This is a genomic window from Acaryochloris sp. IP29b_bin.148, assembly GCF_028285565.1.
Taxonomy (GTDB): Bacteria; Cyanobacteriota; Cyanobacteriia; order Thermosynechococcales; family Thermosynechococcaceae; genus Acaryochloris.
This window is the reverse complement of the sequence record NZ_JANQOY010000070.1, coordinates 1-12,282: the sequence shown is the minus strand read 5'-3', so window position 1 is coordinate 12,282 and position 12,282 is coordinate 1. Positions and strand designations below refer to the sequence as shown.

Here is a 12,282-nt window from a genome sequence, read left to right as displayed (position 1 = left end):
CATGTTTTGGGTCGGCATCAATACCTTGTCTGAGAATCAAGTGTTTGATCCAGGCTTGCCCATGTATGACCAAGGCTTAGTCCTGATTCCTCATTTGGCCGCTGAAGGCTTTGGTGTCGGTGCGGGTGGAGTAGTGACTAACCCAGCAGTGTATGTCCAAGTTGCCTTGGTGCATATGGTGGCAAGTATAGTGCTGTTTTTTGGTGCTTACTACCATGCCCAAATTGGACCGTCCGATCTGTCCCAGGGGGGACGGGGAAACACGGAAAAATTTTCCTTTGAATGGGATGATCCAAAACGTCTGGGGTATATCCTGGGCAACCATTTAATCTTTATTGGTTTTGCCTCCTTGATCTTTGTGGGCTGGATGAAATATCACGGACTGTACGACCCTACTATTGGTGAAGTCCGGGCCGTTACCCCCTCGATGGAGAACTTTACCCATATCTATCAATATGGTTGGTCAACCCCTGGGTATAATCCTTTTTTGATTGATAACTTGGGTGACTTAGCGGCAGGCCATTTTCTAGTGGGCTTACTGGATATTGCGGGTGGTATTTGGCATATTCTGGTTCCCCCATTTAAGTGGGAACAGCGCTTGGGGGCTCGACAAGATAATTACAGTGCTGATGGTTTGATTGGCCTTTCCCTGGGCGGTGTTGCCATTATGGGGTTTATTTCTGCCTATTTCTGTGCGGTCAATACCTTTGTCTATCCGGTGGAGTTCTATGGTCCAGCCTTGGCAGTGAAATTTGACTTCACGCCTTATTTTAAGGACACGGCAGATTTGGCTGATGGTGTATTTAGTTCCCGGGCTTGGTTAGCCAATATCACTTACTATTTGGGTTTCTACTGTCTGCAAGGACATTTGTTCCATAGCCTACGGGCGATGGGCGTTAAGTTTGAAGATATCCCTCAGGCGCTCTCTCAAACCTTTGTCAAACAACCATCGATTATTACCGGGGCAGCTCCAGCTGCTGAAAACACGAGCGTAGCTGCCGTCAAAGAGGCAACTCCAACCGTAGAGTCTACAGAGTCAGCTCCAGCAGCTGAGGCCAGCTCGTCTGATAGTTCAGACTGACCTCAAACATCAGCATCTGATGCTTTTTGCGCTGTTTCTGGAATTTAGATCATGATGGGTGTAGGGGGGCTGGTTGTGTGGATGACGTCTCAGAACCAGCCCCTTCGCTTTAATTGAGACGGCGTACTGGCGCTGTTCGGCCAGCTATCTTGACTCACCATTCTTGCAGTGCGATCGCAACGCCGTCTCGCACCTCTTTTTCCACTGTATTGTCTGCTGCTAAAGCCTGAAGTTTGGAGTAGGACTCTTCAGCAGCGATTTGTTTGAGGGCTGCGATCGCATGCAGTCTCACCCCCATATCCGGTGTCCCCAAAAGCTGGATCAGCTCCGGTATTGCTTGTAGATCGCCTGATTGTCCGAGAGCACTGGCAATGCTTTTTTGCAGAGCCAGATCAGACATAGGCTGATGATGAAGACAATGAATTAGTACCTGTGTTGATTGATCCGTTGGGCGATTCAGCGCTAGGGCGTTAATAATTGCTGCTGCTAGGGTTTGATCCTCCTCATCCACCACCTGTAGCGAAGACTTCCTCTGGGGCCATAGCTTTTGTAACACCTGCACAGACTGATCATTACCCATCTGTCCCAGCGCCTGCACAATCGTCAGTTTTAAGGGAATGGGGATCTTCTCCGCACTAGCCGTGCGTAATGCCTGGGCTGCTACGTTCGTGCCTAAACGGCCCAGGGCCAAAGCGGCCGTTTGGCAAACTTGAATATCCAAATCCTTGAGGAACGGCTGAATCAGCGTCACCGGATCGTGCCCCTGTTCTTGTAAGAGATGAGCGCGATAACTGATGCCTGCGATCGCAACTTGGCGAACCTGGGCATTCAAGTCAGCCAATCCTTGGAGCAAGGCTGGAATAATTTGCGCATGATGGAAGCGGCTTAGGGTTTCAATCACTTGCCGTCGAACTGAGGCATTTTCATCCATCACCACCGTGAGCAAGATAGGCACAATGGCAGCATCTTGGATCTGGGATAAAGCAGAGACGACCAGCATTCGAGACGGCTGAGATTCAAGTAATGTGGCTAATGTATCGATGGCCTGTGGGCCAATTTGGGCCAACATTTGGGCTGCAATTTCAGCCACATCATCATCTTCGGTATTTTGGAGTAGCTGGGCTAAAGCCATCACCGCATCAGCATGATGATACTGACCGAGGATACGGGCTACAAACCATTGCAGCTCTGGATCCTCCACATTCTTATCGAGCAGATCGATCAGACATGCGATCGCGGAATCCCCAAAATCAGGAATATGCTTTGCTGTTTCCCAGCGAGAGGCAAAATCGCCTTGTTCCAGCTCTGTTAAAACGGATGCGAGTTCACTCACAGCGGTTCGTGGATGAATATCACTGTTATTCTCCCCAAATTGCTTGAACAATTTGGGGACTGAAATGCAATTTCAGCATATTTGCTTTGCAAAAACTACATACAGACTATCACTTTCGTAACGACTGATACGAACGGTCTTTATAGGACTCGCTAAGTTAGTATCCCAATCCTAGAAATTGACTTTGATCAATTCTCTATGGGTAAGACGCGAGTTCAAGAGGATTCAACGTGACTAACACCGCCCCGGCAGCGCCCAAGATGAATAAGTTTGAGCGCTATAAAGCGGAAAAAGATGGTTTGGCAATTTTGCCTGAACTTTCCCACTTTGCCCAAATTGGGTGGGAAGCCATGGATGAAACGGATCTCACCCAGCGCCTCAAATGGGTCGGACTCTTCTTCCGACCGGTCACGCCTGGCAAGTTTATGCTGCGGATGCGGATGCCCAACGGTATTCTTAGCGGTGGACAGATGCGAGTCCTAGCTGAAGTGATTCAGCGGTATGGCGAAGATGGCTATGCCGATATCACCACGCGCCAAAATATTCAGTTGCGCGGTATTCGCATCGAAGATATTCCTGATATTTTTAATCGATTTCAGCAAGCCGGACTCACCAGTGTGCAGTCGGGCATGGACAACGTCCGCAATATTACCGGCTCACCTGTTGCAGGTTTGGATGCTGATGAGCTGATTGATACCCGAGGCCTGGTTCGCAAGGTCCAGGACATGATCACCAATAATAGTCAGGGCAACCTGGCGTTTACCAATCTGCCGCGGAAATTCAATATTGCGATCGCAGGCGGTCGCGATAACTCCGTCCATGCGGAAATTAACGATATTGCCTTTGTTCCGGCTTATAAAGAGGGCAAGCTTGGCTTTAATGTACTCGTCGGTGGTTTCTTCTCCGCCAAGCGCTGTGCCCCCGCCATTCCCATGAACGTTTGGGTTGACCATAGCCAAGTCGTCGATATTAGCGAAGCCATCCTGATTGTCTACCGAGACAACGGTGCTCGGGCCAATCGCCACCAAGCTCGCATGATGTGGTTAATCGAAGACTGGGGTGTCGAACGCTTCCGAGCTGCCGTTGAAGAACAGATGGGCATTACCCTCCAAGCCGCCGCTGAAAAAGATGAATTCGACTGGGACAAGCGCGATCATCTCGGTGTCTTTGCCCAAAAACAACCCGGTCTAAATTTTGTCGGTTTGCACGTTCCTGTTGGCCGTCTTTATGCCAATGACATGTTTGAACTGGCCCGTATGGCAGAAGTGTATGGCAGCGGCGAAGTTCGTCTCACAGTGGAGCAAAACGTCATTATCCCTAATATTCCTGACTCCCGTTTAGACTCCTTTTTAGAAGAGCCGCTATTAGACGTGTTTGCCACCAATCCTGATCCTTTGGCGCGGGCCTTGGTCTCTTGTACGGGCAATCAGTTCTGTAAATTTGCCCTAATTGAAACCAAAAACCGAGCCGTGGCGCTGATCGATCAGTTAGATGATGAGCTGGAGGTGCCTAAACCTGTTCGCTTTCACTGGACCGGATGTCCAAATTCCTGTGGTCAACCCCAAGTGGCCGATATTGGCCTGATGGGTACCAAAACTCGTAAGGATGGCAAGACCGTCGAAGCCGTGGACTTATTTATGGGGGGCAAAGTAGGTAAAGATGCTGTTCTGGGCGAAAAAGTCCAAAAAGCCATCCCCTGTGATGACCTCAAAGACGTCCTTAAAGATATTCTCATTCAGCAGTTTGACGCTCAACCTCGATCCACGCCGCGTCCATCCCCAAAGACGGCCAGACTGGCTCGTCAACGCAACCTGCAAGGCACAGTGAGTCAGAACGGTTTTGCGCCTTCTGCTCCAGTCGTTCCAGCAGTGTCTTCCGCACCAACCCCGACGGTTAAACCAGCTCCAGCGTCCCAGCCCGCTGTGGTCCAGTTCGCAGCTTCGGGCAAGGAAGTCAATTGCGATGATAGCCAATCTTTGCTGGAAATTGCGGAGGCTGCCGGTGTTGAGATGGACAGCAGTTGCCAATCCGGAACCTGTGGCACCTGCGTTGCCAAGCTGCTTGAGGGTGAATTTCGATACGAAGCCGATCCAGATGGCTTAGAGGAGGAAGATGCCGCATCAGGGCATATCTTGACCTGCATTGCCTATCCCGTGGGCAAAGTGGTGCTGGATGCCTAGTTAGTTTTTATTTGGCTTATTGGCTTATCGCGTTGTTTTTGGCTGATTTAGTTTTTTTATTTCTGTTTTGGAGAAGAATGCATGTTAACGGAGATGTGGTCCTTTAAGGGCCGCTACAAAATTCTACACATGACGTGGTTTGCGTTTTTCTTGTCTTTTGTGGTCTGGTTTAACTTTCCACCCTTTGCCACCACGATTGCTCAAGATTTGGGACTCACCAAACCCCAAATGGGAACCATTGGTCTTTGTAACGTTGCTCTTACGGTCCCTGCCCGAATCATTATTGGCATGGTGCTAGACCGCTATGGCCCTCGCTTAACCTACTCGTTGCTGTTAATGTATGCAGCCATTCCCTGTTTGATTTTCGCTACGGCCCAAGGCTTTACCCAGCTCGTGATCGGTCGTTTGCTAATGGGGATTGTCGGTGCCGGATTTGTGATTGGTATCCGCATGACCGCTGAGTGGTTTCCGCCCAAAGAAGTGGGAACTGCGGAAGGTATTTATGGCGGATGGGGCAACTTCGGTTCTGCCTTCTCTGCCTTTACCATGGTGCTATTTGCCACTGCCTTAAGCTTTGTTCCCGGTGCTTTCAACTTTGGCGAAGCTCAACCCTTCACTGTTCTGGGTTTCTCTTTTTCCAGCGCTGTTTTGAACTGGAGGGCAGCCATTGCCGGTTCAGGGATTATTGCCGCCATTTACGGCTTTATTTACTATGCCAATGTTCGCAATACTCCACCTGGAAAAGTTTATCAACGGCCTAAAAGTGCTCGCGGTTTAGAAGTCACATCTGTTCGTGACTTTTACTTCCTGATGTTGATGAATATTCCGTTAACTGCAATCTTGATGGTGTTGGCTTGGCGCTTAAATAAGGTCAATTTCTTGACGCCATCTGCCATGTATATTACTTGGGTGGCTCTCCTGGGTCTGTATGCTTTCCAGTCTTACAACTGCTGGAGTGCCAACAAAGAGTTACTCTCAGGCCAGAAGCGCTATGCGCCTGAAGATCGTTATAAGTTCAAGCAAGTAGCCATCCTGGAACTGACTTATATTGTCAATTTCGGTTCAGAGCTAGCTGTGGTCACCATGCTCCCTGCATTCTTCGAAGGGACGTTTGGCTTAGACAAGGCCATGGCCGGTATTATTGCTTCTAGCTATGCTTTTATGAACTTGGTCTCCCGTCCCGGTGGCGGCATCATTTCCGACAAAATGGGTAGCCGCAAATGGACCATGGTTATACTTACCGCCGGTATGGGCATTGGTTACCTGATGATGAGTCAAGTCACCAGCAATTGGTGGTTACCTGGCGCCGTATTGTTGACCATGGCCTGCTCCTTCTTTGTCCAAGCCTCTGAAGGATCCACCTTTGCGATTGTGCCGCTAGTAAAGCGCAGAGTCACGGGTCAAATCGCAGGTAACGTGGGTGCTTACGGTAACGTGGGTGCGGTTGCCTACCTGACCACTCGTCTTCTCTTCGTAGACGGTGCCGGTGAAAATCCCAATATGGCTGCTGTGAACTCTAGCTTCTTCCAAGTTTTAGGAATTACGGGCCTGATTGTCGCCTTTCTATGTGTTTTCTTCCTAGAAGAACCTCAAGGCTCCTTTGCCGAGCACCATGAGGGGGAAGAAGTATCTACTAATAGCCCTGTAAGAGCCAAATATCCAACCACTTTATAGCTCTTTTTAATCGGTTATAAACGGATTAGGGAATTCAGTTTATCCTTGACAAAAGCCAGAGATTTATGTATTTCATAAGTCTCTGGCTTTTCTAATGAGAGTAATGATATTCATCTCTTGATTTACTGGACTTTGAATAGGTGGTGAGAACAATAATCAAGATGTCATCTATCTCAAAAAGAAGATTTTTTTCTTTACTTCAAGATTTTTAAATTGGGTACTACTCAGTGCAAAAAATGCATATAATTTGTGCGAATTGCTCATATCTCTACGCTTAGTTGTACGAAGAGATACAAATCAGGTGAGAGGTATTCATTAAACTGAGCGGACATTGAACCCAAATCACTCTTCAAGTTCTGCCTAATTAATTCGGTGTGAGGTTACTGAAAGACCATGTTTAAATATTTATCCTGGTACCGTTTATTTTTAAGTACCAGTATTTTAGGAACCGCAATGATTCATTGCATTCCTGCTCAAGCAGCCCCTAATCCATCAAATCGGGATGTCACTGCACAACAATTGGATATTATCCCTAGTGATGATGCCATTTCCCCATCACAACTGCCGTCCACAGATAGCGAACTGGAAATAGCCCAGGCCGTGGAAACCCCTACCCTCGCCAGCCCGGCAACGTCTATTGAAGACATTGCCGGTAATCAAGGCGACCCCTATTTCCCCGCTGATCCGAGTTTGCATGCTTCTGATGCTGCCTTAGGTCAGGTGACTTCCGTTTCTCAACTCTCCGATGTGCAACCGGATGACTGGGCATTCCAAGCCATTCAGTCCTTGGTTGAACGCTATGGATGTGTAGCTGGTTATCCAGATGGCACCTTCCGTCCCAGCCGTGCCATGTCTCGTCGGGAAGCAGCAGCTTTAGTTAACGCTTGCTTAGATAATTTGAGCAATCGGTTTGCGACGAAAGAAGACTTGGATGCCCTGAAAGCACTTCAGGACGAATTTGCGGCTGAACTGGCAACCCTTCGAGGCCGAGTCGATGGTTTAGAAGCTAGAGTGGCAACCGTAGAGGCCCAACAGTTTTCCACTACTACCAAATTGAATGGGGAAGCCATTTTTGCCTTCAGTGGTGTAGCCGGTGATGATGCGACCAACGGTGATGATATTAGTGGACGCGTATCTTTCAACCAACGTGCACGGTTAAACTTTATCACCAGTTTCACAGGTAGAGATCGGCTATACACCCGTCTGCAAGCTTCTAATCGCCCCGTTAACTTTGACGATCCGACTCAAGGGGGGCTACCAGGCATTACGAATACGGGAACCCTTCAAACTCGGGTTGCGTTTGATACGGGTAATACAGACAACGGCGTTATCCTAGATCGCTTGGATTACAAATTCCCCATTGGCGATAAGTTGGATGTGACCGTATTTGCCAATGCAGCGTTCCACCATTACTACGCAACTACGATCAACCCTTACTTTGAAGGATTTGGGGGCGGAAAGGGTGCGCTTTCCTTCTTTGGTGAGCGCAACCCCATTTATCGGATTGGAACAGTTGCAATACCCGGCGTTGCGGGGGTGGGTACATCCTATACTTTCAATAAAGAAAATGAACTGCGTCTTGATCTAGGCTACTTGGCGGGGCGCGCAAACCAAGCCACTGCAGATCCGGCATTAAATAATGAAGGTGGGTTATTTGGTGGAACCTATAGCGCTTTAGCTCAACTCAGCATCAAACCTTCAGAAGGGTCTCAAATCGGCTTAACCTATATCCGTAATGAAGCCCCTGATGGCTTAATGAGGTTTGGTACAGGAACGGTATTTTCCAATAATCCCTTCGGTGGTGCGAATAATATCACGGGTGACTCCTTCGGCTTAGAAGGATCTTTCAAACTAGCCGATTGGCTCGCTGTGGGCGGTTGGTTTGGCTACACAAGTGCCCGTGAGGATAACACCAATAACAAAGCAGATATTATCAATGCGGCCATTAACTTTGCCTTTCCCGACTTAGGGATTGAAGGCGCCACTGGCGGTCTGATCTTCGGTGTACCCCCCACAGTGATTGACAATGATGTCGCTGTTAGGGAAAACCCAGATCAAACCTTTCACCTAGAAGCGCTATATTCTTTCCCCGTTAATGATTTCATCACCATTACACCGGGTGTTATTTACCTGATCGATCCTGAAGGCAACTCCGCCAACAGTGACATCTTAGTAGGGGTTATTCGAACGACCTTTAAGTTCTAATCGCTTCCTCAAAATAGATAGAAGTGGATGACCTAGGGAACGAGCCTCTTGCCTTCCCTAGGTTTTTCTGATGGTTTTGCTAGATTTGTACAACCTACAGACTGGGAGATCGATCTGCTTGCGGCAAAAGGAGCGTACCCACTGAGACATGATCAAATTGCATGCAAATGATGTGTAGATTGCATGTTTGAAATTGATATAGTAGCCAATCTTACAGCCGTTGATTGCATTATTGATAATCATAGAGCTAGGAATATTATTTTTCAGCTTTTTCCTCTGCCCCTTGCTTAATCCAAAACAGGTATGACACAACCCATTAAAACTTTATGTCCTTACTGTGGGGTAGGCTGTGGATTGGAAGTTTTGCCTCCGGCCTTACCAGGAAAGCCTGTCAATAGAGATAGTGCTGGAACACCGATATGGCGGGTGCGCGGTAATCAAGCTCATCCCTCTAGCAAAGGACAAGTTTGTGTCAAGGGGGCAACCATTACAGGTGCCTTAGATAAGGATCGGCTTCGTGTCCCCATGATGCGAGATTCCCTAGACCAATCGTTTCGCGAGGTGACGTGGGAAGAAGCGCTAACACGGGTTGTCAATGAACTCAAATCTGTGCTTGCAAATCAAGGACCAGATGCTGTTTGCATGTATGGCTCCGGGCAGTTTCAAACTGAGGATTATTACATTGCCCAAAAATTACTCAAGGGCTGTTTAGGGACCAACAATTTTGATGCCAATTCTCGCCTCTGTATGTCTTCAGCCGTGGCTGGGTATATCCAAAGTTTTGGCTCTGATGGTCCGCCTGCGTGTTATGACGACTTGGAACTGACGGATTGCGCTTTTTTAATCGGGACGAATACGGCGGAATGCCATCCGATCGTTTTTAATCGATTGCTGAAGCACCACAAGAAAAATCGCCATGTCAAAATGATTGTGGTTGACCCCAGGCGGACCAAGACAGCGGAGAAGGCTGATCTGCACTTGGCGATTAAGCCGGGGACTGATATTAATTTGCTCAACGGCATTGCCCATTTACTGATGCGTTGGGGCAAATTTGATTCTCTCTTTATTGATGAATGTACGTCAGGGTTTGCCAGTTTCGCTAGTGTGATCAGCCAATACCCTCCCGAATTGGTTGCCAGAGATTGTGGCATTCGAGTCGATGAACTTGAAAAAGCCGCGCGATATTGGAGCGAATCGCAGCGGGTGCTTTCCCTGTGGTCGATGGGGATTAATCAATCCTCAGAAGGAACGGCAAAATGTCGCACAATCATTAATTTGCACCTGATGACTGGCACCATTGGCAAGCCTGGGTCAGGACCGTTTTCCTTAACGGGACAACCCAATGCGATGGGGGGGCGTGAAGCCGGTGGATTGTCTCATATCTTGCCGGGATACCGGGTGGTGAAAAATCCCCAACATCGTCAGGACGTCGAAAAGGCTTGGCAGTTACCAGACGGCAGTATTTCCCCTCAACCGGGTCTGACGGCCTGGGATATGATTCTGGGTCTGGAAAATCAAAGCGTTGGTTTTTTCTGGGTGGCTGCCACTAATCCTGCTGTGAGTATGCCGGATATTCAGCAAACTAAAGCAGCACTGCGTAAATCTCGGTTTACGGTCTATCAGGATGCTTATTTTCCGACGGAAATGACCGATTACGCTCATGTGCTGCTACCTGCAGCCCAGTGGGGCGAGAAAACAGGTATTATGACTAATTCTGAACGTGTGGTCACCTACTGTCCGGCCTTCCGAGATCCGGTGGGCGACGCTCGGGCCGATTGGGAAATTTTTGCTGAAGTCGGTCGCCGATTGGGATTTGAGAAAGAGTTTGCCTTTGCTAATTCTGCTGAGGTGTATGCAGAGTTTGTGGAACTGACGCGCGATCGCATCTGTGATATGAGCGGACTCAGCCATGAACTTCTGCAAAAAGGCCCGATTCAATGGCCCTTTCCTGACTGTGCAGTGGGCGATACCATTGATGCCACCGCCACGGGTAAACGGCTTTACACTAATCATCGGTTTCCGACGGAGGATGGCCGAGCCCAGTTCTCTGCCTTCCATGCCAAAGGATTGGCCGAACCCCCTGATCCAAACTACCCGTTTGTGCTGACGACGGGACGACTCTACGGTCATTGGCATACCCAAAGCCGCACGGGCCGGATTGAGAAGGTTTCCGGAATGTACCCCAATCCCTTTATCGAAATTCATCCCAGGGATGCGGCCCGCATCGGCATTCAGGAAGGGAAAGTATTAGAGGTGCGATCGCGCCGTGGCTTTGCCCAGATCCCTGCCAAAGTTACTAAGGCCATTGCACCTGGCACAGTCTTTATGCCGATGCACTGGGGCGCTTTATGGGCGAACCATGCTGAAGTCAATGCCCTTACCCATCCAGAAGCGTGCCCCATTTCCTTAGAGCCAGAACTAAAAGCTTGTGCTGTTCAACTGATTCCTGTACACACGCTACCTGCGATCTCAAATCAGTTAGAGTCCAGCGAAACATCCACGCCAGCAGTGGCCCACTAAACTATTGATTGTGCATGGTTGAGTATTTTGGATCAAAGACCTCTTCCACTATTTTGGTGACTTCATTCCAACAACCAAGAGCTGCCTAAAAGCAGGATATAAACGGCCACACCACAAACAAACCAGAAAAAACGGGTATCTTTATGGTCTGGAATTTCCTCCTTGAAAATATTGAACATCAAAAATCCAGCTAAGAGGGCCGTCAGCGTATTTGAGAACATACGATTGGCAGCTTCAGCCCATAAATCTGTGACCAGTCCGCAAGTGATGGCTGCCATCAACACAAACCGTCCCTGATGCTTAAACAGTTGGTGGTATCGTTCACTCAAATGATAATCAGTGGATAACAAGTGCAAACTCATTGCCAAAATATAGATAAAGGCAAAAGGAATGCTCTGCTCAAATTGTTCTGGGATGGAATAAATCAGCAAGAAGTTATAGGCGCTGACAAAGATCATCTGTAGCCAAAATGCTCTGGTGTGATGTTTCTGGGAATCGTCCCTTGTCTGTGACCAAATCCAGTGCTGAGCACTGTAAAAGAGCAAAAATCCGATCAGCGTCACAAGATGAATAGAGAATTGACCTAAGAAAACATCCCCTTTTTCCAGTTCTGGTAGGAGATGCAGAAAGACGTAAGTGATGGCCATCCCTCCACCAAAGGAGATTGCAATTTTCTCGGAAGAGTAGAGCCACTTATGGAGAGGGTGAGACCAGTAGTGAATGGCTACAAATGCGATCGCAACCAGTGTTGTTAATTCAATAACAACAATTGAATCCGTATGCATAAGAAGATCCCCACTCCTGAGGGGGATGATGGGCCTGTTCGGAATTGTGTTGGGCTAATTTGAGTTGAGTTACCTGTCTTTAATATTCCCTAAATACTTCTAATCAGAGCGTTGAGAAGGGGGACAGATCACCTTTTTGAGAGAATATTCAGGCCTTACTCACACCTATTAAGCCGGTTTTCGCAAATGCCAACCTTACTGGAATCCTTGTAAAATATCCGAGCAACATTGGAGATTATGGCACCCTTGCTCCTGGGCGAGGGCAGGGTAATAAGATATTTCCCCACAATCTACAGAGAATTTACCTCCATTTCTGAAAAATGGGGAATATCTGAATTATCATGGATCAGCAAGCTGATTGTGTATGGGCGTTTTGACCATAGCACTTATATAATAGCTAGGCGTGCTGGTGTAGCTCAGTTGGTAGAGCAGCTGATTTGTAATCAGCCGGTCGCAAGTTCGAGTCTTGTCACCAGCTTCTTAAAATCAAACCTTTACATAGTC

Annotated in this window: 7 protein-coding genes and 1 tRNA gene; 6 read left to right on the top strand and 2 right to left on the bottom strand. The window is 48.2% G+C overall.

Annotated features, from left to right (window positions below; all coding sequences use genetic code 11):
• The coding region (locus tag Q0986_RS06555; protein ID WP_299406368.1) for a chlorophyll a/b binding light-harvesting protein at positions 1-1,081 on the top strand (1,081 nt) is incomplete at its 5' end.
• Between the two features lie 154 nt (positions 1,082-1,235).
• On the opposite strand, the gene Q0986_RS06550 is transcribed toward Q0986_RS06555, so the two are convergent.
• A complete protein-coding gene (locus Q0986_RS06550; RefSeq protein ID WP_299406364.1) occupies positions 1,236-2,465 on the bottom strand; it encodes a HEAT repeat domain-containing protein in 1,230 nt (409 codons plus the stop codon).
• A 209-nt stretch (positions 2,466-2,674) separates the two neighbouring features.
• Here Q0986_RS06550 and Q0986_RS06545 point away from each other — a divergent pair, with 209 nt between their 5' ends.
• The 4 genes from Q0986_RS06545 to Q0986_RS06525 all read left to right on the top strand — a co-directional run bounded on the left by Q0986_RS06545 (position 2,675) and on the right by Q0986_RS06525 (position 10,993).
• Positions 2,675-4,594 (top strand): ferredoxin--nitrite reductase, encoded by a 1,920-nt coding sequence (locus Q0986_RS06545; protein WP_366918531.1) that lies wholly within the window; start codon positions 2,675-2,677, stop codon positions 4,592-4,594.
• Positions 4,595-4,675: 81 nt separating this feature from the next.
• Complete coding sequence (locus tag Q0986_RS06535; protein WP_299406360.1) at positions 4,676-6,268, top strand: MFS transporter; 1,593 nt, start codon at positions 4,676-4,678, stop codon at positions 6,266-6,268.
• A 453-nt stretch (positions 6,269-6,721) separates the two neighbouring features.
• The gene (locus Q0986_RS06530; protein ID WP_299406356.1) at positions 6,722-8,473 is read left to right on the top strand and encodes an iron uptake porin; all 1,752 of its coding nucleotides are present in this window, start codon (positions 6,722-6,724) and stop codon (positions 8,471-8,473) included.
• Positions 8,474-8,776: 303 nt separating this feature from the next.
• Entirely contained in the window at positions 8,777-10,993 is a 2,217-nt protein-coding gene (locus tag Q0986_RS06525) for a molybdopterin oxidoreductase family protein (protein WP_299406351.1), read from the top strand.
• A 62-nt stretch (positions 10,994-11,055) separates the two neighbouring features.
• On the opposite strand, the gene Q0986_RS06520 is transcribed toward Q0986_RS06525, so the two are convergent.
• Positions 11,056-11,778 (bottom strand): hypothetical protein, encoded by a 723-nt coding sequence (locus tag Q0986_RS06520; RefSeq protein ID WP_299406346.1) that lies wholly within the window; start codon positions 11,776-11,778, stop codon positions 11,056-11,058.
• 405 nt (positions 11,779-12,183) lie between these two features.
• Here Q0986_RS06520 and Q0986_RS06515 point away from each other — a divergent pair.
• A tRNA-Thr gene (locus tag Q0986_RS06515) sits at positions 12,184-12,256 on the top strand.
• Positions 12,257-12,282: the final 26 nt, after the last annotated feature.